Genomic DNA, 26,392 nt, shown 5'->3' on the forward strand with positions numbered 1-26,392 from the left:
CGCCGACTTGTCCAGACCCGGGGTTCGACATGGTTCTTAGGCCTCGGGAACCGGTGCCGCGCCGGGGCGATATTCATCTTCCATCTCGGCGCTTTCGAGAATTTCGATCAGTTCAGCGACTTTCCCGGTCGGCATATGCGCGCCCTCATTGACGAAGGCCTCATCGGAATTGACCCAGAAGAGAGCCCTTGCGAGCTCTTCGGCCGAAGCACCGACGGAGAGAATTTCGGTTGCCATCTGGTTGTCGACAGGTCCGAGAATCTTTTCCATTTCGCTGCGAGTGATCGGCATGGCGCACCCCTTACGCTCATTCTTGTCCGTTACTCTAACGCTCGAAATGTGTGTTTGGTTGCGGGTTTTCAAGCCTCTGGCCCTGGCGTGATTTTAACGGCACAGTCAGGATGGAAGATTTTTCGTTTGCGATGTCGGGACGCGGCCATGGCCAACGTCCTTAGAAGGCAAGAAAGGACCGCATATGCTTTACGCCATCCTTTGTTACAACGACGAAGCCGTTGTTGGCGCATGGACCGAGGAAGAGGACAAGAAGGTGATGGACGACCTGCTGGCCGTCCAGAAACCGCGTATCGAGAATGGAACGCTCGGGCCGGTCGCACGGCTTTTGCCCACGACATCGGCGACCACGCTGCGCAAAACGGCAGGTGAGCCCATGGTGCTCGATGGACCGTTCGCCGAAACCAAGGAGCAGTTCCTGGGCTTTTACGTTGTCGAGGGCGAGAGCCTCGAAGAAGTGGTGGGCTTTGTGCGGGACCTTGCGGAAGCCAATCCGGGGACCGGCTCCTATGAAATCCGGCCGGTCTCCTTTTACGCACCGGGAACGTTATCGGGATGAGCCAGGACACGCGCTGGATCGGGATCGCAATCGACGGAGCACGGGCGAAGGCCGTCGCCGCTCTTTATCGCTATTTCCGCGATCTCGATCTTGCCGAGGAGGCCTTTCAGGAGGCCTCGCTCAAGGCTCTGACCAATTGGCCGAAGAACGGCCCTCCGCGCGATCCGGCGGCGTGGCTCATTTTCGTCGGGCGCAATACCGGCATCGACGTATTGCGCAAGCGCGCGCGGCATACCGCCCTGCCCGACGAAGCGGTCCTTTCCGATACCGACGATGCCGAAAGTGCCATCGCCGACAGGATCGACGAATCGCACTATCGCGACGACATCCTGCGGCTCCTGTTCGTGTGCTGCCATCCCGAATTACCGGCCACCGGGCAGATCGCGCTGGCGCTGCGGGTCGTCTCCGGGCTTTCGGTGAAACAGATCGCGCGGGCGTTCCTCGTCTCCGAGGCGGCGATGGAGCAGCGTATTACCCGCGCCAAGGGCCGCATCGCCAAGGCCGGCGTGGCGTTCGATACGCCCGACGCCGCCGAACGTGCCGAGCGGCTGGATGCCGTAGCGGCGATGGTCTATCTCATCTTCAACGAAGGTTATTCCTCGGCCAGCGAGCGCGGGGACAACGCCAAACCCTTCTGTGAGGAGGCTATCCGGCTCGGACGATTGCTCTTGGGGCTGTTTCCGTCCGAACCCGAACTCATGGGCCTTCTGGCGCTCATGCTTTTGCAGGGTTCGCGCGAAAGGGCTCGGTTCGACGCGGACCGGCATATCATCCTGATGGACGATCAGGACCGGAGCCTCTGGGACAGGATCATGATCGCCGAAGGCCTGACTCTCATCGACAAGGCCATGCGGCATCGGCGTCCCGGTCCGTTCCAGATCCAGGCAGCCATCGCGTCGCTGCACGCACGGGCGAAGACGGCGGCGGATACCGACTGGGTCGAAATCGAGCTGCTCTATCGTGCGCTCGAACAGATGCAGCCCTCACCCGTCGTCACGCTCAATCGCGCGGTGGCGGTCTCGAAGGTCAGAGGTCCACAAGCGGCGCTCGATCTCATCGATCCGCTGGCCGAGGCGCTCTCGGGCTATTTCTATTTCCACGGCCTGCGCGGCGGGCTCCTGATGGAGCTCAAGCGCGACAAGGAAGCGCGCGAAGCTTTCGACAAGGCGATGGCGCGGGCGACGACGACCGCAGAGGCGAACCACATAAGGCTGCACATCGACAAGCTCGAGGCGCGGGGCCGCGCGGGGCGGTTCGTGTATCCGTAAAAAATCGGCCGGCCGGTGTCGGCACCTCCCCTGCCCGTACGTCCTATGGACAGTTCAACCCCAGGAGGACACTATGCTCAAACACACGCTTTCTACCGTCACCGTGGCCCTCGCCGCCGGCCTCTCTCCGGTCGCGCCCGCCCAGGATACGCCGCCAATCGACCCGATCAATCTCGGCTTCGAAATGCCGGAACCCCGGGAAGCGGGGTATGAGACCGTCAATGGGCTCGACATATATTACGAGGTTCACGGCGAGGGCGAGCCGCTCCTGCTGATTCACGGAGGGCTCATGACGATCGAGGCGCTCGGGCCGATCGTTCCGACGCTCGCCCAGACACGTGCGGTCTACGCGGTCGAACTGGAAGGGCACGGCCGTACCGTGGACCTCGACCGCCCGCTTTCGATGCGCCAGATGGCCGAGGACGTCGCGGGGTTCATCACGCAGCAGGAACTGGGACCCGTCGACATCGTGGGCTACTCAATGGGCGGCGGAACTGCGCTCGGCGTGGCGATCCTGGCGCCTGAACTCGTCGACAGCATGGTCGTGATCTCGGCCTCTCATCAAGCGGATTCGATCTATGAGTCGGTGCGTGCAGGGTGGCCGCACATGACGGCGGAGATGATGGAGGGTACGCCGATGCAGGAGGCCTATAATGCGGTCGCGCCCGAACCCGAGCGTTTCCCCGGCCTCATCGACAAGATCAGAGAAACCATGCTCGCGGGCCCCGCCTGGTCGGATGAGGAGATCGCCGCGATCGATGTTCCGACGCTTCTGATTGTCGGGGATAACGACATCGTGCAGCCCGACAAGGTGCTGGAAATGTATCGGCTCATGGGAGGCGCCACGAGCACCGAACCGATGGGCCCGGTGGTCGACCCCGACCTTCAGTTCGCGGTTTTGCCGAAGACGACCCACTACGACATGCTCTTCCGCCTGGACGTGTTGATGCCCGTCATCGGGCCGTTCCTCGACGCGCATAGCGGCCAGTAGCGCCACTCGCATTCCGATTCAGGTGTCTGATCGCCTGAATCGGATTTTCAGCTCAAGCCATTGTGCTTGCAGCGAGAAATTGAATGAACTGAACACGATTTGTTTGGGAGGCATCATGAAAGCCACCTATCACGGTAGTTGCCACTGTGGCGCTGTCACCTTCAGCGCCCGGATCGATCTTTCGCGGGGTACGAGCCGATGCAATTGTTCGAGTTGCGCGAAATCGCGTTTCTGGAAGGCTGTGCTCCCAGCAGGCGATTTCGCGCTCAAGACGGGCGAAGACATGCTCGCCGACTACACTTTCGGCGGGCACGTCATCCATCACCGGTTCTGCACCCGGTGCGGGGTCAAGCCGTTCGGCTCGTTCGATATGCCCGAATTGGGCGGTGCGATGGTCGCTGTCAACGTCGCGTGCCTTGATACCATCACACCCGAAACGCTTGCCTCGCTTCCCCTTAGTTATGAGGATGGACGGCACGACGCGTGGGAGCGTGCGCCCGAGGTTTACGATTACCTCTAGCCCGGATTTCTCAGAATTCGTCCCATTCGCGGCTGACAAGGGCGATATTTCCGGCGACCGGAACGGGGTGCGCGGATGCGGGGGCTGCAACAGCCGGGGCAGGCCGGCCCGGCACCGCTCGCACGGCCGAACGGCCGCCATTTCCGTTGCCGATCGCGAAAACCTCAACGATGGAATCGAGCTGTTTGGCCTGATCTTCGGTTTGCTCGAGCGCGGCGTTTGTCTCCTCGACCAGTGCCGCATTGTGCTGTGTCATTTCGTCCATTTGGCGGACGGCCAGGTTGACCTCCTCGATCGATGAGGCCTGGCCTTTGCTGTCTTGCGCAATGATTTCCAGCAGGTCCGCGTTTTCCTTGACGGCACCGAGCAGGGTTACGAGCTTGGAGGACGCATCGGCCACGAGCTTGGAACCGCATTCCACTTCGTGGTTGGATTGCTCGACCAGTGCTTTGACTTCCTTGGAAGCCTGTGCGGCCGATTGTGCAAGGCGGCGTACTTCGACGGCGACAACCGCGAACCCCTTGCCAGCTTCGCCCGCACGCGCCGCTTCGACTGAAGCATTGAGCGCCAACAGGTTGGTCTGAAAGGCAATATTGTCGATAAGCCCGATTATATCGGACACCTTTGACGATGAGGTCCGGATTCGTTCCATAGCCGCGGTCGTTTCGCCCATAACCCGGCCACCATCCTCGGCAGTGCGCGAGGCGGCCGGTGCTTTGACGCTTGCGCTGTCGGCGTTCTCGGCGTTGCGCGTGACCGTGAGGGCCAATTGCTCCATAGCCGCCGAAGTCTGCTCGATCGTCGCGGCTTGTTTGGTTGTGCGATCGGATAGGTCGTTGGCGCCCGAAAGAATTTCCGAGGTCGCCGTCTTGAGAGCGCCCGAGGTTACCCGAAGCTGACTAACGATCTCGGCCAGCTTGTCGCCGACCGCATTGGTGTCATCCTTGATCTTCTGGAATTGCGGCTCGAATTCTTCACTGATCCTTACAGTCAGATCGCCATCGGCATAGGCACGCAGCACATCACCTGTGAGGGTTACGACGCGGTTGATCCGCGCGGCGTTTTCCTTTTCGGCGCGTTCGGCTTCGGCTGTCATTTTGTCGAAATATGTCGAGACGGCAATATCAACGTCGAGCATGATCGCGCGAATGATCTCGACAATCGCACCGGCCATGACGTCGACTTCGGCCAAAACCGCGTCGTGCTTGAGTTTGCGCATCTTGCCCAGTTGCTCGGCCATGTAGTCGTGCACCACATTCTTGACGAGCGTGTCGATGATCACCCCATAGCCACCGATATACCAGCGCGGTTCGAGCCCGATCTGAGCGTGGCGCATACCGACCTTGGTGCTGGCGGCAAGATAATCTGCATCGAACTTGCCCGAAGCAATCGCCTTCCAGTGTTCGACTTGCCGATTTTGGGCACGGTTCATCTGCTCTTTGCCGGAGAAGAAGCGTGCAACTTCGGGTACCGTTGCGATCTTGTCATAAAACCGGTCCAACGCTTTGGGCAGATGAACGTCGACCTGCTTCTGAATCTTGTTAAGCCGGGACAAACCCGCGGCATCGAGCCCGATGAAATCGAGGCGTGTCTGAAGCTCAGAATAGGAGTCGTCGTATTGATGTGTCACGGTCGTTTTTCCGTCGCATTGCCCAGGTGTCAAGCTGACGTGGCTGCGCAACCACGTCTGTCCCATTTGATTTTGCATAGCGTCCGAGCGGATGCGATGATGCCTAATGACCCCTTAAAAATCCATTAGGGATCGCGCACATTCAGGCGGGACCAGTCCTGGTCGAAAGAGGGTCACAACCTCTAAAGGTTGCATGTGAGACCAAGTCGACACCGAGGACATCGGTTAGTCGCCAATGGCAAGCCAACCAGTCATTTCAGCTCTCGATCTGTCGGGCTGGCGGGAGCCCTGATCCGATGGCGCGTTATCCCCCATCCTTCCAGCGGACGCGGTAAAGGTCGAAACGCCGGTCGCGCAAATTGCGAACGGCCCCTTGTGCCCGAGCCCATTGCAAGGTCGAGACGTTGAGGTCGGCGACGACGACCATCTCAACGTTCTCGCTGGCTTCCGCAGCGATACCGTCGCGGGCAAACGGCATATCGGAAGGGGTGAGGATGGCCGAGTGGGCGTAGTTGATGTCGAGGTTGTCGACATTGGCGAGGTTGCCCGTGATCCCGGAGGTGACGACGTAGCACTGGTTCTCGATGGTCCGCGCCTGGCAGCAATAGCGCACCCGCAAATGGCCCTGACGCGTGTCGGTGCAATAGGGCACGAACATGATCCGGGCGCCCTGATCGGCAAGCCGCCGGGCGACCTCGGGGAATTCGGCGTCGTAGCAGATCATCACGCCGATGGGCCCGCAGTCGGTGTCGATCACGTCCACCGTATCGCCGCCGACAATGCCCCAATAGTCGCGCTCGTCCGGCGTCGGGTGCATCTTTTCCTGAGCGTGGATCGTGCCATCACGCAGGAAGACGTAGCAGACGTTCTGGATATCGCCGTCATCGGTGATCGTAGGGTGCGAGCCACCGATGATGTTGATGTTCCAGGCCAGCGCCATCTTCTGCATACGCTCGACGAATTCAGGCGTATATTCGGTCAGGCGCATGACCGCCTCATGGGGCGGCCGTTCGGGTTCGCTCGATAGCAGCATCAGCGTCAGGAGCTCGGGGAACGCGATAAAATCCGAGCCGTAATCGGCGGCGACCTCGACGAAATACTGCATATGTTCGAAGAACGCATCGGCGGTCGGGAAGCGCCGGGCTTCGAGCTGAACCGTCGTCACGCGCACGGTTTCCTTGGAGCGCATATGCGCGGGCCGTTGCTCGTCTTCCGGATCGTAGCGGGGGTTGCGCCAGACCATCAATGCGGCGTGGCCGCCCGAGGCCTTGTCCTCGGGATGGTAATTGCGCAGGAGCAATTCGGGCTCGAAACCCAGCTTCATCTGGAAGCTCGCGACGGGATCGCGCACCTCGCGGTCCCTGACGGCTTCGAAATAATCCTTGATGCGTGGATAATCTTTCTTGTTGCGCCGGAACCCCGGCAGGCGCCCACCGAAGGCGATGCCCTTGAGCCAGAGCTCGTCGCACAGGCGCTGGCGGGCTTCGTAGAGTCGCTTGCCGATCCGCGCACGGCGGCGGCCCGGATCGACACAGACCTCGACACCGTAGAGCCATTCACCCTTGGCGTTGTGGAGGCTCGCATAGCCCGCGCCGGTGATGTTCTCCCAGGTGTGCTGGCGGAAAATCTGCCGCTCGGCCAACCGCAATGTCGCCGCATAGCCGACGATTTCGCCGTCGTAGATCGCCACGAACTGCCCTTCGGGGAAGGCGTTGATCTGCCCCCGTATGGTTCCGGGAAGGTACGGTCCTTCGTCGGGGTAAACTCGGGCGGCGAGCTTGATGATGTCGGAAATGTCGGAAATCGTCGCGTTACGGACTTCAAGGAGCGGCTTGGACGCGAGCTTTGCGGACACTGGGCGCGTTTCCTTCGTTTTGATGGCCGACGGAGAACCGCCGGTTCAAGCATGTTGACCGGTTCGACCTGCGGTGGGGTCGGGATGGCTTGTAGCGCGATGAACTGTCCCAATCCAAGCCCCGATTGCCCTGGCGCCCTCGCCTACGGCGCCGACACCCGGAGAACCTGGCCGTTACCCTCATCGGTCAGGAGATAGAGCGCGCCGTCCGGCCCCTGGACCACATCGCGGATACGCATACCGAAGTCGGTGAAGAGGAATTCATCCCCAACAGCCCTGTCGCCGTCCATGTCGATGCGGATCAGGCTCGTACCCGCCAGCGCACCCATGAAGGCATCGCCCTGCCAACCGGGGAACATGGCGGCATCGTAGAACGTCAGGCCGGACGGTGCGGGAGATGGCACCCAATAGGCGATTGGTTCGACGAGGCCTGGCGGGAGATCGGCGGGCGGGTTGATCGGCGCGCCGGAATATTCAGTGCCTTCGGTGACGAGCGGCCAGCCGTAATTGCCGCCCTCTTGGATGCGATTGAGCTCGTCCCCGCCGCGTGGCCCATGCTCATTGATCCAGAGTGCGCCGGTTTCCGGGTGCAGCGCCGCGCCCTGTATGTTGCGGTGACCATAGGACCAGATTTCCGGCAGCGCGCCCTCCTGCCCCACGAACGGATTGTCCTCCGGTACGGAGCCATCGGGGTAGATCCGGATTACCTTGCCCAGGTGCGAATTGAGGTCTTGCGCTTGCACACGGAATTGATCGTGCGACCGCTCGCCGGTGGTGATGAAGAGGTGACCATTGCCATCGAAGACGAGACGCGAGCCGTAGTGCATCGTCGATTGCACCTTGGGCCGCTGGGAGAAGATGACCTCAAGGCCGCCGAGCCCGGTCAGGTCCTCGCTCAGCGTGCCGCGTGCGACGGCGGTCGAGGTTGTGCCACCATCGCCGGGCTCGGCATAGCTGAGGTATACGAGCCGGCTGGAGGCAAAATCGGGATCGAGCGCGACATCGAGCAGGCCGCCCTGGCGGCGATTGTCGACCTGCGGCACGCCCGCAATCGGGCCGGACACCGTGCCGTCCGCAGCTACATACCGTAACCGCCCCGGCCGCTCGGTAACCAGCATGCCCCCCTCCGGCAGGAAGGCGAGGCCCCAGGGATGCTCAAGACCCTCGGCGACCGTTGTGAGACGCACGGCCCCCTCTTCGGTCTCCACGGTTTCATCGATAGCAAAGGCGGGGGCGGCAAGCGCGGCGGTGCACGCGAGACCGGCGAGAACACGAATGATCATCGGGCGGCTCCTCTTCATGGGTCGGACACACAAGCGCCGAGGCGCCCCGTGCGTTCCCAATAAGAGCAAAGGCAGGCGCCTCCGCCCGATCACAATCGGGTTATGCGGTTTAGTACCCCGAGCCGCCGCCGACGCCGAACCATTTGTCGTAGTCCGAAACCAGCAGGTGGATGGGGTCCTCGTCCTCTTCGATCTCGGAGAACCGGCCGATGGGATCGAGGAAAGTGTTGTCGGTCCGGTCGTCGTTGACGGTCGAGACCTCGCCGATCAGGACGTCCCCGCCTTCGCCCCAGAATTTGTGCCAGTTGCCAGGCAGGAGCGTGACGCTTTCGCCGGGCGAGAGTTTGAGGATGCCGCCGGCGGGCAGGACGCGTTTGATGCCGTCGGTGTAGACGACAACATCGGTTTCCTCATCGATGCCCTTGTCGGTGCCATCGTCGTTGTAGAGCTGAAGCGCGAGCTTGGCGCCGCCGCGGTTGATGATGTCCTCGGCCTTGATCGTGTGCCGGTGCATCGGGGAAATCTGATCGTGGCGGGAGATCATGATTTTTTCGGCGTAGAGCATGCCGCGGCCCTTGCTGAGGTCTGCGGCATCGCCATTGCGGACGGTAAAGAGGAACAGCCCGAGATTGTCGAAATCGCCCTGGCCGTAGTCGGTCACGTCCCAGCCGAGACCGGCCTTCAGGATGTTCTGGATGTCGGCCTGCCGGTCCTTCATCTCGCCGGGCGAGAAATAGGCGAAGGGCGGCATGATATAGCCGAACGAGCGGATGAACTCATCGCCCGCCTTGATGATCTCATTGACACGGGAGCGTTTCATGGATTGGGTCATAGCGTTTCCGGTATTTTCTGCGGTTGTCGGTTCATACAGCGTATGCTGCGTCTATTCCATCGGTTCGCCGATTTCGATGGCGTGCCCGTCCGGATCATGGAAGCGGAAGACGCGCTGCCCCCAGGCCTCGGTCCGGATGGGGTGGATAAGCTGGACGTGTGGCGCGATGGTCTCGAAGACACGGTCGAGATTGGTATCCTCGAAATAGAGCAGCACATTTCGGCGCCCATAAGGACCGCCCGGCTGCTCGATGTCGCCCCAAACCGTTTGCTGAAGCGCTTCGCCCTGATGGACGGCGAAACCACCCTCGAAGATGACGACACCACCGTCCTGCTCTTTGACGGTCAGCCCCATCACCTCGACATAGAACCGTCGCGAACGCTCGAGATCGGAGACGAAGACCAGCGGGTTGACGAAGCGCATCATGGTTGCCGCGCGCGCTTGTTCCCTTCTCCCCTTGAGGGAGAAGGTGGCCGCGAAGCGGTCGGATGAGCATCTGTGTTTTGTGTCAAGGCGCGATTGGGTGCCATTTCCGGTTTTGGGCGATCAGGGTATTTGCGAGCACGATGAGTTTTCGCATGACTGCGACGAGGACGACCTTGGGCCGTTTTCCGGCTGCCTTGAGGCGTTTGGCGAAGATGGCGAGGCCGGGTGCGTGGCGGCTGGCGGAGAGGGCGGCCATGTAGAGCGCGTTTCGCACATGCCGGCGCCCGCCGCGAATGAAGCGCGGAGCTTGGGCTGCGCCACTGTCGCGTGCGAGCGGAGCGAGCCCTGCAAGGCTGGCGGCCTGCTTGGCCGAACACGTGCCGAGTTCATCCATGCCGGTCAGCAGGGCGGTTGCGACGACCGGCCCGATGCCGGGGATCGAGAGGAGGATGGCCCGTTTGTGTGCCAGGACCTCATCGGCGGCGATCCGCGCCTCGATTTCGGCGTCGAGCCTGCATATATGGGTGCGGCAACTGGCGATGCGGCGGCGCAGCTCGGTGCGCAGAAACGCCGTGGTGGTGCAGGACAACCGATTGACGAGCGCGGTGTGTTCGGCGGTTGCCGCGGTGCGCGCACCCACCAGTTCGCGCAAATGCTCCAGAGCGATCGGACACGGCGCGGTGACGCCGGGATCGAGCGCGGCGCCCATCCGCGCCACCATCCGGGCGTCAAGCGCGTCGGTTTTGGCCAGCGTGCCGCTCGCCTCGGCAAACAGCCGGGCCCGCAGGGGATTGACGAGACAAACGGGCAGGCCCGCGGCGTGCAGGCTGCGCTGTACGGCACGATGGTACTTTCCGGTCGCCTCCATCACGACCCGTGCCACCGGCTGGCCGCTCAGAACACGTTTGATCCGCTTGTGCCCGACGCGATCATTGCTCACGCGCAGGCTTTGGCCGGAAGGATGCAGGTACACGTCCAGCCAGTCTTTACATACGTCAATACCGACATACACTGGCGGTATCGCGTTGGGTTCGGGCATTTCCCTGCCTTGCATGCGGGACTCGCTCCCATTCATCTGTTCAGGACCAGCGCGAAGGACGAACGGACCCATCTCATCCGCGGATCCCAAATCCAAGGGGTGCTCGGTCCCGCTCGTCCGGCTTCCGGCGGATGGCCATCCGCCGGGAGCCACCGCAACAGTTTCACAAACGCGGCAAAAACAACATGCAAGGGGTGCCTGCGGCGTTGCGAACAGCACAAAAGCCGAGCTTTGCTGCCGCGCACACCCCTCATTCGACCCTCGCTTCGCGAGGCCCACCTTCTCCCTCAAGGGGCCTGTTGCACAATTTGCGAATTGTGATTCACTGCTTGTATCTGATTTGGGAGATCGTCATGGCGGTGAAGCGGACAGGTCAGCTTGGGTTTGCGGACGGGGTCGTCGGCGCGACGGCCGGGTCGACGGCGCTGGATCGGCTTTCGGGGCTGGTGAAGTGGTACCGGTTCGAGAAGTTTTTGGCGCCCTTGCGCGACAGCGGACCGGGCCGGGCGGCCTGGCCGCCGCTGGTGTTGTTCAAGGCGCTAATCCTGCAATCGCTCTATGGGCTTTCCGACCGGGAACTGGAGGAGGCGCTTTGCGACCGGCTGTCGTTCCGGCGCTTCTGTGGCCTATCGCTGGAGGAAGGCGTTCCCGACCACACGGTGCTGTGCCGTTTCCGCAACGAACTGTCCGCCGGCGGGCATGTGGAGCGGCTTTTCGGAGAACTCGACCGGCAGTTGGAGAAGGCCGGGCTGATCCTGAAGCGCGGCACGATGCTGGATGCGACGCTGATCGCGTCCGCCTCGGCGCGGCCAGGCGACGGGCGCCCGGCCGTCGACGCGGATGCCCGCTTCGCCAAGCGCCAGGGCAAGGGCGGCTCGGTCTACGGCTACAAGGCCCATGTGGGCGTCGACGAGGGCTCCGGCCTGGTGCGCGCAGTGATCACCACACCGGCCAATGTCAACGACACCACGCCGGCCGACCGGCTGATCCGCGGCGACGAGAAGGCGGTATGGGCGGATGCGGCCTACCACACCCATGCCCGCGAAGCAGCGCTCAAGGCACGTGGCGTCAAGGCACGGCTGGCGAGACGGCCCAACAAGCACCATCCCAAACTGTCACCAAGGCTGAAGCGCTTCAACCGCCTCGTCGCAAGACGCCGGGCGGCGGTGGAAACAACTTTTGCCACATGGAAGAACCGCATGCGCTTGACCCGCATTCGCTATCGCGGTCTCGCCAAGGCAACCGCCCAGGTGCTCCTCGCCGCCATCGCCTTCAACATGCGACGTTGGGCGGCGATCACGCCATAGCTGCGTCCGCCATCCGGCAAAACCGCAACAAAACAGCCGAAACCGCCCAATCAGGCAAACCGAAAACCGCCTCCGTCGCCGTTGCGCCTGCCGCATCAACCTTCCCGTAAACTGCGCAACAGGCCCTCAAGGGGAGAAGGGGAGAGTGCGTGTGACCGCTCGGTGTGCACGATTGATGTCTCAAGGCGCCAAATCCCTTAATAGGTTTGCGCCAGATGGCGGACGGTGAGCGACGCCTCGAGCGTGGTGCGAACGACGGCCTCGCCCATGCGCGGCGTGAAGCTAAGCCGGACCGGGCGGCCCGGCAAGAGGGTCAGGCAGTTGTCAGAGAAATAGCCCGGAATATCGACCGACGCGGTGACGAAGAAGGCCGGTGCATCGGTTTCGAGCGTCAGGACGGGACCGGTCTCGCCGTCGCTCCAGCTTGCGGTAATGCCCGCCTCGGGCAGGTCGTAATATTTGTAGGCGCGCGGGAAGAAATCGTTCCGGCCGATGAGCGTGCCGTCGTGGCCGCGCCATTCGAGGAACAGGAACTGGCCCTCGCCGACCTCTTCAAGCGGAATGCGAGCGAGTTCGGACGCTGATTCAAGTTCGAGCGAAACGTCGAGTCTTTTCAGGCTCTTCTCGCCGCCTTTGATATCGGCACGGATGACGTCGAGCGTAATGTCCGCAGGGCCGCGCCCGTCATTGATGCCCTTGATGACGATCTCGTCGCCCTCGGGCACGGCGACGACGTTGACCGGCAGGTAAAAGCGTCTGGCGAGGTAATGGAGCAGCTTCCACTGTCCGCCATAATCGAGGCTCGACCAGCTTGCCACGGGCCAGTTGTCGCCCAACTGCCAGTAGAGCGTGCCCATGCAACGGGGTTTAGTCGAGCGCCAGAATTCGATGGCCGTCTTGATCGCAAGCCCCTGCTGGACCTGCGAGAGGAACACCATCTCCTCAAACCCCTTGGGGAAGCGGAAATAGCGGCACATGGTTTCGAGGATGCGGGCATTGCCGCCCTCGTTGCGCTGGTGGGTTTCCATCACCGGTGAAGAGGGGTTGCGGTCGCCGGGCTCGGTGAAGCTTTCGATGACGTTCATCGAGGTGAAGGACTGGAAGCCGAATTCCGAGGCGAAGCGCGGCTTGACCGTGCGGTAATGCTCGAAGGGCTTGGCGGAATGCCAGACATCCCAGAAGTGTATGTCGCCGCGCGTGTCGGTGTGCCAGCCGTCGGAGAAATCGAGATAGCCGAGCGAGGGTGAGGACGGCCAGAAGCGGCGCGCGGGATCCTCGTCCTCGACGATCTCGCCGAGCATGGAATTGAGCCGGTCGTAGTTGGCGACGTAGCGCTCGGGATCGGCCTTGGTTTCGGGGAACCAGCCGAGCGAGCCGATCACTTCATTGTCTCCGCACCAGAGCGCGATCGAGGCGTGGTGCGAGAGGCGGCGGACCTGCTGGGTGATCTCGGTGCGGACGTCCGCAAGGAAGGCGCGGTCGGACGGGTAGCTCATGCAGGCGAACATGAAATCGTGCCAGATGAGCAGGCCCATCTCGTCACAGAGATCGTAAAAATAATCCGGCTCGTACTGGCCACCGCCCCAGACGCGGAGCATGTTGTAGTTCGCTGCCACCGCGCTTTCCAGGAGATCGCCGACGGTTTCGGGTGTGATGCGCGAGGGGATGGCGTCGGCGGGGATCCAGTTGGCGCCCATCATGGCGATGTCGCGGCCGTTGATGCGGCATTTGAAGCAGTGGTCAATTTCGTCTTTCTCGACCACCCATTCGAGTTTCCTGAGCCCGATCCGCCGCGTCGTCGTCTCCCCGTCGAGATCGGTGACGAGGTCGTAAAGCGGCTGATCCCCCTGCCCCGCCGGCCACCACAGCTTCGGGTCGGCGATGGTGACGGCATGGGTAAAGACGTTCTCGCCGGGAGCGACCGCCACGGTGCCGCCGACGGTCTGGCCGTCGACGGTGTGGGTGAGGCTCACCTCGCCCGCCGCAAAGGCATGGATGCGGGTCTTGATCGAGAGCGTCACGCGGCTATCCGCGTGCTCCTGATCGACCTGCACGCTATCGGTGCGCGCTAGCGGGCAGCGGCGCAGGTCCATGCGGCCATAGACCCCGATGGGCATCAAGCAGATGCCCCAGTCCCAGCCGGCGTGGCAGGCGGTTTTGCGCACGAAATTGAGGTGGGCGACCTTCTGGTTCATCGCGGCATAGGGGATCGGGAACGGATGCGCGTCGGCGCGGGCCTTGGCGATTTCGGGCACGGCGGCGAAATCGATCCGGAGGGTGTTGGTTCCCTCGCGCACCTTGCCGGTGACGTCGATATCATAGCGGATGAACTGGTTCTGCGTTTCTCCAATCACCTCGCCATTGAGCGAGACGGTGGCAATGCAATCGACTTCAGAAAGCGTCAGGGTGAGGAAGCCTTCAGCCAGGTCCGCATCGGCCTCGAAGGTCCGCTCGACCGACCAGGGCGCACCGTAGACCCAGGCGACGGTGTCTTCGTTGTTGCCGAAATAGGGGTCGGGAATTTTTCCCGCGTCGAGCAACGCGGTGTGCACGTCACCCGGCAGCGCAATCGAGAGATTGCCGGCCAATGCGGGAGAGGACAGCGCATAATCGCCACCGAGCGGCACCGTCCTGTAATCGATTGCGGCACGCGTGGCCGCTTGCGATGCATTCGCCATCCTATCCTCCCCGAACGAAAAGCTGTGCCGGATCTCCCGCCCGGCATATGCGACGTGGTGGGTTCTACTTTAGTTGCAGAACGCGATAAAGGCGAAAGTTGCAGTTTGCCGGTCCGTGCCCCATGTTGGGGCCTGCTAACGAAGGAGACGCCTATGGCCGAAGCCGAACGCGACAATCCGGGTCTTATCATGCCGCCGCCTTTCTTTCCCCTGATTGCGCTCATCGTGGCCATCGCGCTCGAATGGCTGGCCCCTTTGCCAATTTTTCCGGCACCCGGTATCGGACAACTGCAGTTCTGGCTCGGGATCGTCCTGATCGTCGGCGGGATTGCGATCGCGATTCAGGCGGTGACCACCTTCCGCGCCGCGGGCACCAATGTGGAGCCTTACAAGCCCTCCACGAGCCTGGTCACGAGCGGGCCTTATCGGTTTACGCGCAACCCGATCTATCTGGGTTTCCTCGCCTTCTATACCGGCCTCTGCCTCACCTTTGCACTCGAATGGGGCTTCCTGCTCCTGCCGTTTTTGTGGCTGGCGCTTGACCGGCTGGTCATCGCGAAGGAGGAGGATTATCTCAGCCGCAAATTCGGCGATGCCTATGCGCGGTATCTCACGCACACGCGCCGCTGGATCTGAGAGCCCGATTCAAAAGTCGGGCACTGATCATTCGGCAGCTTCTTCCTCGTCGAGATCGAGGAACCCGCCCGACTGACGCGACCAGAGCCGCGCGTAGTGGCCGCCACGATCCAGGAGCTCGGTGTGCGTCCCCTCTTCAACGATATGGCCGCGCTCGAGGATCACCAGCCGGTCCATCGCCGCTATGGTCGAGAGCCGGTGGGCGATGGCGATGACGGTCTTGCCTTCCATCAGTCCTTCGAGCTGACTTTGGATCGCCGCTTCTACCTCGCTGTCGAGCGCGGAAGTCGCCTCGTCGAGCACAAGGATGGGCGCGTTCTTCAAAAGCACGCGCGCAATCGCGATGCGCTGGCGCTGTCCGCCCGAGAGCTTCACCCCGCGCTCGCCGACATGGGCGTCATAGCCTTTACGGCCACGATGATCCTCGAGTTCCATAATGAATTCGTGCGCCTCGGCGCGTTTTGCCGCCGCGATCATTTCGGCCTCGGATGCTCCAACCTTGCCGAACATGATGTTGTCGCGCACTGAGCGGTGCAGAAGCGCGGTGTCCTGGCTGACGACGCCGATATTGGCGCGCAGCGACTCTTGAGTGACCTCGGAGATATCCTGCCCGTCGATTGCGATACGGCCGCTTTCGAGATCGTAGAAGCGCAGCAAGAGGTTGACGAGGGTCGATTTCCCCGCACCCGAGCGCCCCACGAGCCCGATCTTCTCGCCCGGGGCGATGGATATGCTCAGCCCCTCGATGACACCCTTCTCCCGGCCATAGTGGAAACGGACGTTTTCGAAATCGACGGCAGCGTTCCCGACCGCGAGCGGTTTGGCGTCCGGTACGTCGACCAGTTCGAGTGGCTTGGCGATTGTTTCCATGGCGTTCTGGACGATGCCGAAATGCCGCATCATGCCGTTCAATTGCCCCATCATCCGGCCCTGCATCATGTTGAGCCGCAGGACCAGCGCCAGCGCGAACGCCACTGCGCCGACTGTGATGGCGCCGGCGGTCCAGAGCTGGATCGAGAGTACGCCGAAGGCGACGATCATCACCGTGCTCAGCAGGGCCATCGCCGTGCGCACGCCGGTCATCAACCGCCCCAGCCGGGTTGCGGAATCGAGGAAACGCTTGAAACCCTTGCGGACATACTGGTCGTTGTCCTCGTCGTTACCGAACAGGCGGAGCGTCTGGATGTTGGCGAAGCTGTCGGTGATGCGCCCGTTGAGCATCGAGGCGTTTTCGGCGTTCTCGGTAGCGCGGGCGCGCATGCGGGGGACGAAATACCACGCGAGCACTGAAAAGATCGCGATCCAGACGACGATGAGGCCCGCCATGCGCAGATCGAGCTGGGCGAAGAGAAAGAGCGTGGTTCCCGCAAAGATCGTCAGAGCCCAGGCGACCTGAACGACGCTGGCGATAAAATCGTTAAGCGATTGGGAGGCCTGGGAAACCTTTGTCACCAGCCGGCCGGCGAAGTCGTCGTTGAAGAACCGCATCGACTGGCGCGAGACGTAGAGATAAGCCTGCCAGCGCACGAGCGTCGTGAACCCGCGCCCGATCGTCTGCTCTTCGACGAGTGACTGGATCGCGGGCGCAAGGAAGCGCCCGACGATCACGACGCCGAGCATGACAAGCAATTCGGTGCCGTGGCCGGCGACGAGCCCGGTCCACCCGGCGGCGGCATTGCTCGTTTCGAGCAGGTCGATCAGGCGGCCCATGTAGAAAAAGAACAGCGCCTCAAAGAGCGCCGTGAGGCCTGCCAGCATGGCCGCAAGCAGATACGGCCATTTGGCCTGCTGCAGATAATGCCAGAGAAAACCCCGGACGGTTTCGGGAGGCTGCATGTCGTCCTGGGGGCGGAACGGGTCGATCCAGGTTTCGAAAAGGTGCGAAACCCAGAGGATCGGATTGGCGATTGTCTTGCTCATGGCGTCACCGTGCGGCGAACTCAAGAATAAGTCAAGATATATCTTGAATGCGGTTCTATAGCGGCACTGGCGGCGATGCCACCACGGGCTATTGCGCCGCTACGCCGCCCTCTTCGGCTCCGTCCACGTCGATGAAGCCGCCGGACTGCCGCGCCCAAAGCCGGGCATAGGTGCCACCGGTCTCGACGAGTTCGGCATGCGTACCTTCTTCGACGACCTTGCCTTCATCGAGGATAATGAGCCGGTCCATCGCCGCGATCGTCGAGAGCCGGTGGGCGATGGCGATCACGGTCTTTCCTTCCATCAGCATATTGAACTGGCTCTGGATCGCAGCTTCAACCTCACTGTCGAGCGCGGACGTCGCCTCGTCGAGCACGAGGATCGGCGCGTCCTTCAAGAGCACGCGCGCAATCGCGATGCGCTGGCGCTGGCCGCCGGAAAGCTTCACGCCGCGCTCGCCCACATGCGCGTCATAACCGGTGCGCCCTTTAGCGTCCGCAAGCCCGAGGATGAAGTCGTGCGCCTCGGCCTTTTTTGCCGCGGCGATCATGTCCTCATCGGAGGCGTCGGGCCGGCCATACTTGATATTCTCGCGGACCGAGCGGTGCAGCAGCGATGTATCCTGGGTCACGACGCCAATATTGGCGCGCAGCGAATCCTGGGTGACTGTCGCGATATCGTTGCCATCGACGAGGATTTCGCCCGCCTGCCGGTCATAGAACCGCAGCAGCAGGTTGACGATTGTCGATTTGCCGGCGCCCGAGCGGCCGACGAGCCCAATCTTCTCGCCAGGGCGGATATCGAGGTTCAGCCCTTCGATGACGCGGCTCTGCTCCTGCCCTTTGCGATCGTAGGTAAAGGCGACATCGCGAAATTCGATATGGCCCTTGACGCGGCCCAAAGGCTTGGCCCCCGGCGCATCGCCCACCATCCTGGGCAGCGAGATCGAATTGATCCCGTCGCGCACCGTGCCGATATTTTCGAAAAGCGCCGACATTTCCCACATGATCCAGTGGCTCATACCCTGAAAGCGCATCACGAGGCCGGTGGCTACAGCAATGGCGCCGGCGGTCATCGCACCACCCAGCCACAGCCAGATGCCGAGGGCTGCGACGGAGAAGAGAAGGAGCGCGTTGAGCGTTGTGATTGAGGTGTCGAGGATCGTCACCATGCGCATCTGCCGGTGTACGGTTTTAAGGAACTCGTCCATGCTCTCGCGCGCATAGGTTTCCTCGCGCGTCGAGTGCGAAAAGAGCTTGACGGTCGCGATATTGGTGTAGCTGTCGACGATCCGCCCGGTCATCATCGAGCGCGCGTCCGCCTGAAGCTGCGACACCTTGCCGAGCCTGGGGATGAAGTACGACAACACGGCTCCGTAGGCCGCGAGCCAGACGAGGAAAGGCAGCATGAGCCGCCAGTCGGTCAGCGCCACGAGAACGATGGCGCCAATGAAATAGATGACGACGTAGTTCACCACGTCGAGCAGCTTCATCACCGTTTCGCGCACCGCGAGCGAGGTTTGCATCACCTTTGTCGCGATGCGGCCGGCGAATTCGTCCTGGAAATAGCTCATCGACTGCCGGATGAGATAGCGGTGCGCCATCCAGCGGATACGCTGGGGGAAATTGCCCAGCAGCGTCTGATGGATGGTAAGTGCACTGAACAAGGCCAGCACAGGGATGACGATCACGACGAACGCCGCCATCAAGACAAGGAAAGGCCCCTCGTCCGCCAGGAAGGTTTCCCGGTTCGCCGAAGCCAGCCAGTCGACGATATCGCCGAGAAACGCAAACAACATCACCTCGGCCAGCGCGATGCTGGCCGAGAGCACGGCCATCGTCGCGAGCGGGAGCCGTGCGCCCTGCATATAGTGCAGACAAAAGGCTAACAGGCCACGCGGCGGTTGCGCGGGCTGCTCGGGCGGATACGGCTCGAGCCGGCTTTCAAACCAACGGAACATAACTGTCACCACAAACGGAAACCGGAATGCCCCATTGCGCGCCTCCCCATGAGAACGCCATCGGGGCGGATCGATGTCCCGGTTTATTTAACAAGTATGTACTTGATAAATTGCCGTCCGGCAATCCGTCAAGCCTCATTCATACCGCCGTCCACCGGCAAGCCTGGCAGGATACAGCAGAGCGCGGTGCGTTGTCCCAAGGTCTAGACAACGAATCGCTGCGAGCATGAACAAGAGCAGACAAACGTAACGCAGACATGATCGGGATGGCTGCAGAATAATTTTTCTCGACCTTTAAGTGACTCTGCGGACTCGCGAATTTTCTGCCGCGCGCCGGTTGGCGATTTTTGCCTCTGGACAAGAGTCATCGTGTTGATTCAATGTCTTACCTATACAGGACATTTTGAGGCAACTGCCTTCAGTGCGGGTGTTGAGGCAATGAATTCGGCGGACAGATCCGGCGTCAGCGATGGGAGATTCTCAAGTTCCCCGGCACGCGCCATCGACTGCGCTTCCGTCTCCGGTCAGTGCCCGCAAATCACCGTCAGAACTGCTCTCTTTGCCCTGGCGTTCATAGCCGCCACGGCTTTGATGGCCTACGAAATCTACCGCACGATCGCCACAACACCCCACCCGGCGCTCGTTGCCGCGCTTGCCCCGAAGCTGGGCTTTGCGCTGGCGCTGGGCCTGCTTGCCGTCCTCATGACAGCGCAGCGCAGGACGGATGCCGTACCGGTAGCACCCCTTGCCAATGCTTTCGAGCCGGCGATCGAGGTCATGCCGCAGGGGCTCGCCCGTTGGACGGCTGACGGGCGGCTCATCTGCGCCAATGCAGCCTTCGCGCGGCTCCTGCGGATCGCGGAGTCGACTCCCGTGCCCGGTGCGGATTATATGCTCGTCTCACACGCAATGACCGGCAGGATTGCCACGCGGCCGCTTATCGAGACCGATCACAGGCGCCTCGTCGAACTGACGCGTGCCGATGGTAGCGTCATTACTCTCGACGAACGCCCCTGCCCCGGCGGCGGCTTCGTTACGATTGTCACCGACATCACCGAGCACAGGGCTTCCGACCGTATGCTTCGCGCCGTTCGGGAGAAGCAACACCAGCTCGTGCAGCGGTATCACGAGGAGAAAATCCGCGCCGAAGCTGCAAGCCGCGCCAAGAGCGCATTCCTTGCGCATTTGAGCCACGACATCCGCACGCCGCTCAACCACATCATCGGCTTTGCCGACCTGATGCGCCTCGAAGCCTTCGGCCCTCTGGGCGACGACAATTACCGCACATATCTGGCGGACATCAAAACGTCGGGCGAAAAGCTGCTTGAGCGGCTTGCCGCGATCCTCGAATTCGCCGAACTCGAAAGCGGCTGCAAGGCGCTCGAATGTGAAGCTGTGGCTCTCTCCGGCTTCTTCAACGACACACGGGCGCGCTACGTCAAGAAGGCGGCGAGCGCCGGCATACGGCTTCAGGTGGCGGCACGTGTGGAGGGCGAAATTCGCGGCGACCGGCACTATCTCGACCTCATGGTCGGCCATCTCATCGACAATGCCATCCGGCATACCCCGCGCGGCGGTGAAATCCGCATGGCGGCGTGGACCGCCCAGGACGGGGTGGTCATCGAGCTCACAGACACTGGCTCCGGCATATCGCCGGAATTGCTCTGCCAGCTTTCCCAGCCGTTTGCGCTCACCGACGCCTTCGCAGCGCGGACGCATGAAGGCGCGGGATTGGGGATCGCAATGGCACGGACTATTGCGGAGTTGAGCGGGGGACGCTTCGCAATCGACTCCATGGAGGGCGTGGGTACGACAGTCGCGATCTGCCTGCCGCTTCACGCCCGAACCGATGCCCTGTCCACACAGGAAGCCGCCTAGCCTTCCAGCATCCTCGCGTAGAACACCTCCGCTGCTTCGGCGACGTCCTTGCGCATGGCCGCGATATCGGCCTCAAGCAATGCGAAGGAGGGATAGTTGGTGCGCCGGGCCAGGAGGTCGCGGAAGGCGCCGGTCCAGCCTTCATCCTTGAGCGGGTCGAGGAGGCACGCGCTCATCAGTTCGAGGACGGATGAATAAACCCCGTGGATTTCCGCGAGCCGTTCGCCCTGGGGCAGGATGCCGGTCTCGGCGAGGCGCATCAGGACTTTGGCAGGCGGCGCTTGTGGGACGTCGAGCTCCCGGCCTTTGATCAGTTGCGCGGTCTGGGCGATGAATTCGAGATCGACCAGCCCACCGTCGTGAAGCTTGAGATCGAAAGGGTGGCGCGGAGGACGTTCGCGCGCCATCAATGCACGCATGTTGCGCACGTCGGTCACCGTCTTTTCCGGGTCGCGGTCGAGCGTCATGATCGCGGCGATCTCCTCATCGACCGTTTCGGCCAGTCCGGCATCCGCGATCGTCATACGCGCACGGGTGAGCGCCAGATGCTCCCACGTCCAGGCTTCCTCGCGCTGGTAGCTTTTGAAGCGTTTGAGGTTCGTCGCCAGCGGTCCCGCATTGCCCGACGGGCGCAGACGCATGTCGGCGTCATAGAGCACGCCCTCGGCGGTCGGGGAGGTAATGGCAGCCAAAAGCCGTTGCGTGAGCCGGGTGAAGTAGGATGCCGGGTCGAGCGGTTTTTCGCCATCCGAGCCCTTGGTGCCTTCGGGGACATCGTAGAGGAGAATGAAATCGAGGTCAGAGGTCGCCGTCATTTCGCGGCTGGCCATCTTGCCGAAGGCCAGAAGCCCGACGCGCGCGCCCTCGATTACGCCGTGGCGCTCGGCGAAGGTCCGGCGCACGGCGTTGAACAGCCGCCCCATCAGCGTTTCGGCGAGCGCGGTGAACTGGCGCCCCGCCTGCTCGGCGCTGAGTGCGCCGCCGACGAGGCCGGCCGCGATCAGGAATTTCTGCTCCTGGCCGATGATCCGCGCCCTGTCGATCAGGTCTTCGTAGGAACGCGCATCGGCAAGAAACGCATCGACGCTCGCAACGAGGGATTCGGACTCCGCGATATCCCCGGCGAAGGACGGATCAATAAGCCCGTCCATGACATGTGCGCGATGGATTACTGCCTCGGCGAGCCGCGGCGCGGAGGCCATGAAGTCGATCAGAAGTTGGGCGAGGACTTCGTGATTGTGCAGCAACGCGAACATCTGAACGCCGGCGGGCAGGCGTTTGAGGAAATCATCGAAGCGCGCGAAGGCCGCGTCGGCATTGCCCGTAGCCGCGATGGTCTTGAGCAGTGTGGGCATGAATTCGGTCAGGTGCTCGCGCGCCTTGGACGCGCGCGTGGCGGAGTATCCGCCATAATGCCATTTGCGGATCGTGGCGGACACTGCCGCGGGGTCCGAGAAGCCCAGTTCCTGGAGCGTTTCGAGCGTGCCCGGATCGTCATCCGAGCCTGTAAAAACGAGGTTACCCATCTCTCCTGCCAACGAGGCGCCTTCGGTAAAGAGCTCCGAATAGTAATTGACCACGCGCCCCAGCGCGGCGCGGTACGCATCTTCGAACGCTTCGCGTGTGCCGTATCCCATCAGCAACGCGATCTCGGCAACGCCCTCCTCGGTCTCGGGCATCGTATGGGTCTGTTCGTCACGCAACATCTGTAGCCGGTTCTCGACCGCGCGCAGGAACCAGTAGGTCTCTTCCAGATCCTTCGCCGTCTCGGCGTTGATCCATCCGCCGTCGACGAGGGCGGCCAGCGCCTCAACGGTAGGTCGCGCCCGCAATTCCGGATCGCGGCCGCCCGCAATCAGTTGCTGGGTCTGGACGAAAAACTCGATCTCGCGGATCCCGCCACGCCCGAGCTTGACATTATGCCCCAGAACACGCTCGCCACCGACCTTGCGGTGAATGTTGATCTGGCGCTTCATCGCCTGGATATCGGCGATGGTGGCGAAGTCGAGATGTTTGCGCCAGATGAACGGCGCAAGCTCCTTCAGGAACCGCTCACCGACCTTTTTGTCCCCGGCGCAGGGCCGCGCCTTGATCCAGGCGGCGCGCTCCCAGTTCTGGCCGCGCGACTCATAGTAACTCATCGCTGCGTCGACCGAGATCGCGACAGGGGTCGATCCCGGGTCGGGGCGGAGACGGACGTCTGTCCGGAAGACATAGCCATCCGCCGTCCGGTCTTGCATCATCGAGACCAGATGCCGGATCATCCGCACGTAAATCTTGTTATGATCCGCGTCGGCGGGAAGCGCCGGGCTTTGCGGGTCATAAAAGGCGACGATGTCGATGTCGGAGGAATAGTTGAGTTCCTGTCCGCCGTGCTTGCCGAGCGCGAAGATCGCGAGGCCGGAATTGGCCGCCGTGGCTTCGTCCACCGGCCGCGCCAGATCGCCCCGTTTTGCCGCTTCGCGCATCATCAGATCGAGGCACGCTTCGAGCGCGGTATCGGCAATATCCGACATCGCCCGTGTCGTTTCCTTGGCGGTCCACACGCCACCCAGCTCGGCAACCGCGGAAAGCAGCGCCCCGTGCGCCTTGCCAACCCGGAGAAATTTGCTGGCCTCCGCCTCGGTTTCCGCTTCGTGGCCGGCGCGTGCCATTTCGGCAAGCAGCCTCTCAAATGTCGTTTCGGGAGCCTCGTTCAATGCCCTGGCAAGCCAGTCGCCATGCCGGGTCGCGAGTTCGTTGAGATAGGGCGCGGTGGCGAGAATTGGGCCGAGCGTTGCCCCAGCCCGTTCGAGCGTTGCGCGCGCGGGCTCTGAGGCCGACTCAAGAAGCGCCGCGAGAGCTTCAGCGGCGCCTTTGGCGTCGGGAAGCGGTTTGAGGCTGTCGAGAAGCGCCATTACAGCGGCCCTCCCGCTGTCACCTTACGCGTTGGGAAAAACGATAACTGCCTTGGCGCCGGGAGCGTTGTCCTCAAAGTGTACCGTGCCCTTGTGGAGCCGCACGACTGCGGAAACCAGCGCCAGCCCGAGCCCCGCGCCGTGCTCCGTGCGGCTGGCTTCGAGCCGCGCGAACCGCTCGAACACACGCTTGCGGTCTGGCTCGGGAATACCCGGCCCCGTGTCGGCAACCTCAATGACGATACTCCCATGCTCGCGGCGTGCGACAATGGTGATCCGCCCGCCCTCATCTTGACCTTCCACGCTATACTTTATTGCGTTTTCGACAAGATTTACAAGGGCTTGCCCAATGAGTTCACGGTTTGCCGTCAGTGTCAGACCGGCCTCGACATCGGCTTCGAGCGTGAGCCCCGCGTCCTCGGCAACCGGGCCGTAAAGCTCGGCGACATCGGAGACGACCTCCGAAATATCGGTCTCGCTCAGCGCCCCGGACGGGGTTCCGGCCTCGGCTCGGGCGATGAGCAGAAGCGCGTTGAACGTGCGGATGAGCTGGTCGGATTCGGCAATCGTCGTTTCGAGTGCCGCGCGCTGGGTTTGCGCGTCCGTACCCTCGCGCAAGGCCGACTCCGCACGATTTCGCAGGCGGGTGAGCGGGGTCTTCAGGTCGTGGGCGACGTTGTCGGTCACTTCCTTCATGCCTGCCATCAACTGTTCGATCCGGTCGAGCATGGCGTTGAGGCTGGTGGCGACGGCATCGAACTCGTCGTTGCGGCCGGTGACGGGAACGCGTTCGGAGAGGTTGCCGGACATGATCTTCATCGAGGTGTCGGTGATCCCGTCGATCCGGCGCAGCACGTAGCGCGAGGTGATCCCGCCGGCGACCACCGAAAGCAGGATGATGGCGACGGCGCCCCAGAAATAGGTCGAGAAGATGATCGCGGTGAAATCGCGCCGCTCGCCGATATCGCGGCCGATGACGAGGCGCAGTCCGTTGTCGAGTTCCAGCGATTCCACGATGGCGCGCCCCTTGGTGGGATCGCGGTCGTCCGGATCTCCGTAGATCTCGAGCCCGCGCTCATAGGTAAGCTCGTAGCGCCCCTGCTCCGCGAGCACTGCGGGCGGGAAATCCGTTACGTTGCCGGCCAGCATCGTGCCGGTGGAGTCGCCGAGATAGTAGATGCCCGGACCGGGCCGGTCGGCGAGACGCTGGACGGCGAAAATCATCGTATTGATGTTGCTGCGCGTGGCCAGCAGGCGGAGCTGTCCGGCTTCCCGTTCGATGGCATAGCTCTGCTGGCGCTGAATCTGCACCGATGTTTGAAAGGCAAGAAACGAAAGCAAGATCAGCGCGAAGCCGACAAAAATGGCGATGAACATCGCCGTCAGGCGAACCGTCGTGGTCCGCCAGAGCTTACCGAGCGAGAAAGACCGCTTAGCCCGCATTTCTCACACTCCTTGTGCCCTGCGCCGGTCCAAAATGGCGAGAGGGCAGGAAGAGAGCGCAGTGCGATGCGGGACATCGTGCAAGCTCTCTGACGCCCCCTGTCGCCATTTTCGACCGGCCCTTCGGGTCGGATTTTGGCGGCCGCCTACGGGCACGAAGCGGAAAACCGTATAGACATACGCTTTCCCGCTCCGCACCCGTATCCGTCTCGCCAAAATCCGACGCAGGGCGCAAGGAGTGTGAGAAATGCGGGCTAGCCTCAGTCACGGATCATATACCCCGCACCGCGCACGGTCTGGAGAAGCTGGTGGTCATGGCCTTTGTCCACCTTCGCGCGCAGGCGCGACATGTGGACGTCGATCACGTTGGTCTGGGGATCGAAGTGATAATCCCAGACGTTTTCCAAAAGCATCGTGCGCGTCACCACACGTCCGGCATTTTTCATCAGGTATTCGAGCAGGCGGAATTCGCGCGGCTGGAGCAATACGACCTCGCCGGCACGCTCGACGCGGCGCGAGAGGCGATCGAGCGTCAGGTCCGCCACCTGGTATTGGGTTTCGGCCTCAGCCGGGGCCGAGCGCCGCGCCAGCACTTCGATGCGGGCGAGAAGCTCCGAAAACGCATAGGGTTTGACGAGATAGTCGTCGCCTCCGGCCCGGAGGCCCTTGACCCGGTCGTCGACCTCTCCGAGCGCTGAGAGGATCAGCGCGGGCGTCTTGTCGTCTTCGGCACGCAGGGACTCAATGATCGAGAGCCCGTCACGGCGGGGCAGCATGCGGTCGACGATCAGAACGTCGTAGTCCATGCCCGACGCCATCGCATAGCCGGTTTCGCCGTCGGCGGCGTGGTGGGTGATATGGCCGCATTCGTCCAGCGCCTGGACGAGGTATGACGCAGCTTCCCTATCGTCTTCAATCAGCAGAATCTTCATCGTTCCGACCCCCAAACCCTTGTGGCGAACCAGCCCGGCTACAGTTA

Annotated in this window: 20 protein-coding genes; 7 read left to right on the forward strand and 13 right to left on the reverse strand. The window is 62.4% G+C overall.

All coding sequences use genetic code 11. The annotated features are described in order from the left end of the window. Positions 1 to 36: 36 nt before the first annotated feature. The gene (locus LG281_RS05930) at positions 37 to 291 is read right to left on the reverse strand and encodes a hypothetical protein (protein ID WP_404405312.1); all 255 of its coding nucleotides are present in this window, start codon (positions 289 to 291) and stop codon (positions 37 to 39) included. Between the two features lie 184 nt (positions 292 to 475). Between LG281_RS05930 and LG281_RS05935 the strand changes: the two genes are divergently transcribed. The 4 genes from LG281_RS05935 (at position 476) to LG281_RS05950 (ending at position 3,629) form a co-directional block, all read left to right on the forward strand. After that, positions 476 to 850, forward strand: a complete 375-nt coding sequence (locus tag LG281_RS05935) for a YciI family protein (protein WP_404405314.1) — start codon at positions 476 to 478, stop codon at positions 848 to 850. Beyond that, positions 847 to 2,118 carry an RNA polymerase sigma factor gene (locus LG281_RS05940; protein WP_404405316.1) on the forward strand — a complete coding sequence of 424 codons (1,272 nt, stop codon included), beginning with the start codon at positions 847 to 849 and terminating at the stop codon, positions 2,116 to 2,118. The genes LG281_RS05935 and LG281_RS05940 overlap by 4 nt, the downstream gene beginning before the upstream one ends. Positions 2,119 to 2,191: 73 nt before the next feature. Beyond that, positions 2,192 to 3,109, forward strand: coding sequence for an alpha/beta fold hydrolase (locus LG281_RS05945; protein WP_404405318.1), 918 nt, complete (start codon positions 2,192 to 2,194; stop codon positions 3,107 to 3,109). A 115-nt stretch (positions 3,110 to 3,224) separates the two neighbouring features. After that, complete coding sequence (locus LG281_RS05950) at positions 3,225 to 3,629, forward strand: GFA family protein (RefSeq protein WP_404405321.1); 405 nt, start codon at positions 3,225 to 3,227, stop codon at positions 3,627 to 3,629. 10 nt (positions 3,630 to 3,639) lie between these two features. Here the strand turns inward: LG281_RS05950 and LG281_RS05955 are convergent, their stop codons facing one another. The 6 genes from LG281_RS05955 to LG281_RS05980 all read right to left on the reverse strand — a co-directional run bounded on the left by LG281_RS05955 (position 3,640) and on the right by LG281_RS05980 (position 10,709). Beyond that, entirely contained in the window at positions 3,640 to 5,259 is a 1,620-nt protein-coding gene (locus LG281_RS05955; protein ID WP_404405324.1) for a methyl-accepting chemotaxis protein, read from the reverse strand. A 304-nt stretch (positions 5,260 to 5,563) separates the two neighbouring features. Beyond that, entirely contained in the window at positions 5,564 to 7,114 is a 1,551-nt protein-coding gene (locus LG281_RS05960; RefSeq protein ID WP_404405326.1) for a GNAT family N-acetyltransferase, read from the reverse strand. A 143-nt stretch (positions 7,115 to 7,257) separates the two neighbouring features. Continuing rightward, a complete protein-coding gene (locus LG281_RS05965; protein WP_404405328.1) occupies positions 7,258 to 8,397 on the reverse strand; it encodes a PQQ-dependent sugar dehydrogenase in 1,140 nt (379 codons plus the stop codon). Positions 8,398 to 8,506: 109 nt separating this feature from the next. Continuing rightward, complete coding sequence (locus LG281_RS05970; protein WP_404405331.1) at positions 8,507 to 9,217, reverse strand: D-lyxose/D-mannose family sugar isomerase; 711 nt, start codon at positions 9,215 to 9,217, stop codon at positions 8,507 to 8,509. 63 nt (positions 9,218 to 9,280) lie between these two features. Further along, on the reverse strand, positions 9,281 to 9,652 hold the full coding sequence (locus LG281_RS05975) for a VOC family protein (protein WP_404406640.1): 372 nt from the start codon (positions 9,650 to 9,652) through the stop codon (positions 9,281 to 9,283). Positions 9,653 to 9,737: 85 nt separating this feature from the next. Next, complete coding sequence (locus tag LG281_RS05980) at positions 9,738 to 10,709, reverse strand: IS110 family transposase (RefSeq protein WP_404400978.1); 972 nt, start codon at positions 10,707 to 10,709, stop codon at positions 9,738 to 9,740. A gap of 338 nt (positions 10,710 to 11,047) precedes the next feature. Here LG281_RS05980 and LG281_RS05985 point away from each other — a divergent pair, with 338 nt between their 5' ends. After that, positions 11,048 to 12,001, forward strand: coding sequence for an IS5 family transposase (locus LG281_RS05985; protein WP_404400976.1), 954 nt, complete (start codon positions 11,048 to 11,050; stop codon positions 11,999 to 12,001). A 197-nt stretch (positions 12,002 to 12,198) separates the two neighbouring features. Here LG281_RS05985 and LG281_RS05990 read toward each other — a convergent pair whose 3' ends face one another. Continuing rightward, positions 12,199 to 14,679 carry a glycosyl hydrolase 2 galactose-binding domain-containing protein gene (locus LG281_RS05990; protein WP_404405333.1) on the reverse strand — a complete coding sequence of 827 codons (2,481 nt, stop codon included), beginning with the start codon at positions 14,677 to 14,679 and terminating at the stop codon, positions 12,199 to 12,201. 153 nt (positions 14,680 to 14,832) lie between these two features. Here LG281_RS05990 and LG281_RS05995 point away from each other — a divergent pair, with 153 nt between their 5' ends. Beyond that, positions 14,833 to 15,315, forward strand: coding sequence for a methyltransferase family protein (locus LG281_RS05995; RefSeq protein ID WP_404405335.1), 483 nt, complete (start codon positions 14,833 to 14,835; stop codon positions 15,313 to 15,315). Positions 15,316 to 15,342: 27 nt separating this feature from the next. Here the strand turns inward: LG281_RS05995 and LG281_RS06000 are convergent, their stop codons facing one another. Beyond that, positions 15,343 to 17,235: an ABC transporter ATP-binding protein gene (locus LG281_RS06000; protein WP_404405337.1), complete on the reverse strand. Its 1,893-nt coding sequence runs from the start codon at positions 17,233 to 17,235 to the stop codon at positions 15,343 to 15,345. Between the two features lie 88 nt (positions 17,236 to 17,323). After that, positions 17,324 to 19,195 (reverse strand): ABC transporter ATP-binding protein, encoded by a 1,872-nt coding sequence (locus LG281_RS06005; RefSeq protein WP_404405339.1) that lies wholly within the window; start codon positions 19,193 to 19,195, stop codon positions 17,324 to 17,326. 438 nt (positions 19,196 to 19,633) lie between these two features. Here LG281_RS06005 and LG281_RS06010 point away from each other — a divergent pair, with 438 nt between their 5' ends. Next, positions 19,634 to 21,073 carry a sensor histidine kinase gene (locus LG281_RS06010; protein WP_404405341.1) on the forward strand — a complete coding sequence of 480 codons (1,440 nt, stop codon included), beginning with the start codon at positions 19,634 to 19,636 and terminating at the stop codon, positions 21,071 to 21,073. Here LG281_RS06010 and LG281_RS06015 read toward each other — a convergent pair. The 3 genes from LG281_RS06015 to LG281_RS06025 all read right to left on the reverse strand — a co-directional run bounded on the left by LG281_RS06015 (position 21,070) and on the right by LG281_RS06025 (position 26,345). Continuing rightward, positions 21,070 to 23,970 (reverse strand): bifunctional [glutamine synthetase] adenylyltransferase/[glutamine synthetase]-adenylyl-L-tyrosine phosphorylase, encoded by a 2,901-nt coding sequence (locus LG281_RS06015; RefSeq protein WP_404405343.1) that lies wholly within the window; start codon positions 23,968 to 23,970, stop codon positions 21,070 to 21,072. The two genes, LG281_RS06010 and LG281_RS06015, sit on opposite strands and share 4 nt — an antisense overlap. Positions 23,971 to 23,994: 24 nt before the next feature. Further along, positions 23,995 to 25,413 carry an ATP-binding protein gene (locus tag LG281_RS06020; RefSeq protein WP_404405345.1) on the reverse strand — a complete coding sequence of 473 codons (1,419 nt, stop codon included), beginning with the start codon at positions 25,411 to 25,413 and terminating at the stop codon, positions 23,995 to 23,997. 260 nt (positions 25,414 to 25,673) lie between these two features. After that, complete coding sequence (locus LG281_RS06025) at positions 25,674 to 26,345, reverse strand: winged helix-turn-helix domain-containing protein (protein ID WP_404405348.1); 672 nt, start codon at positions 26,343 to 26,345, stop codon at positions 25,674 to 25,676. Positions 26,346 to 26,392 lie beyond the last annotated feature (47 nt).

This window comes from Pelagibacterium halotolerans (assembly GCF_044811015.1).
Classification (GTDB): Bacteria; Pseudomonadota; Alphaproteobacteria; order Rhizobiales; family Devosiaceae; genus Pelagibacterium; species Pelagibacterium halotolerans_A.

Coding starts and splice junctions, on each gene's coding strand:
- LG281_RS05940 (WP_404405316.1), top strand. CDS start 847: ATGAGCCAGGACACGCGCTGGATCGGGATCGCAATCGACGGAGCACGG.
- LG281_RS06015 (WP_404405343.1), bottom strand. CDS start 23,970: ATGGCGCTTCTCGACAGCCTCAAACCGCTTCCCGACGCCAAAGGCGCC.
- LG281_RS05975 (WP_404406640.1), bottom strand. CDS start 9,652: ATGCGCTTCGTCAACCCGCTGGTCTTCGTCTCCGATCTCGAGCGTTCG.
- LG281_RS06020 (WP_404405345.1), bottom strand. CDS start 25,413: ATGCGGGCTAAGCGGTCTTTCTCGCTCGGTAAGCTCTGGCGGACCACG.
- LG281_RS05950 (WP_404405321.1), top strand. CDS start 3,225: ATGAAAGCCACCTATCACGGTAGTTGCCACTGTGGCGCTGTCACCTTC.
- LG281_RS06000 (WP_404405337.1), bottom strand. CDS start 17,235: ATGAGCAAGACAATCGCCAATCCGATCCTCTGGGTTTCGCACCTTTTC.
- LG281_RS05935 (WP_404405314.1), top strand. CDS start 476: ATGCTTTACGCCATCCTTTGTTACAACGACGAAGCCGTTGTTGGCGCA.
- LG281_RS05980 (WP_404400978.1), bottom strand. CDS start 10,709: ATGCAAGGCAGGGAAATGCCCGAACCCAACGCGATACCGCCAGTGTAT.
- LG281_RS05995 (WP_404405335.1), top strand. CDS start 14,833: ATGGCCGAAGCCGAACGCGACAATCCGGGTCTTATCATGCCGCCGCCT.
- LG281_RS05945 (WP_404405318.1), top strand. CDS start 2,192: ATGCTCAAACACACGCTTTCTACCGTCACCGTGGCCCTCGCCGCCGGC.
- LG281_RS06005 (WP_404405339.1), bottom strand. CDS start 19,195: ATGTTCCGTTGGTTTGAAAGCCGGCTCGAGCCGTATCCGCCCGAGCAG.
- LG281_RS05985 (WP_404400976.1), top strand. CDS start 11,048: ATGGCGGTGAAGCGGACAGGTCAGCTTGGGTTTGCGGACGGGGTCGTC.
- LG281_RS05990 (WP_404405333.1), bottom strand. CDS start 14,679: ATGGCGAATGCATCGCAAGCGGCCACGCGTGCCGCAATCGATTACAGG.
- LG281_RS06010 (WP_404405341.1), top strand. CDS start 19,634: ATGAATTCGGCGGACAGATCCGGCGTCAGCGATGGGAGATTCTCAAGT.
- LG281_RS05965 (WP_404405328.1), bottom strand. CDS start 8,397: ATGATCATTCGTGTTCTCGCCGGTCTCGCGTGCACCGCCGCGCTTGCC.
- LG281_RS06025 (WP_404405348.1), bottom strand. CDS start 26,345: ATGAAGATTCTGCTGATTGAAGACGATAGGGAAGCTGCGTCATACCTC.
- LG281_RS05930 (WP_404405312.1), bottom strand. CDS start 291: ATGCCGATCACTCGCAGCGAAATGGAAAAGATTCTCGGACCTGTCGAC.
- LG281_RS05970 (WP_404405331.1), bottom strand. CDS start 9,217: ATGAAACGCTCCCGTGTCAATGAGATCATCAAGGCGGGCGATGAGTTC.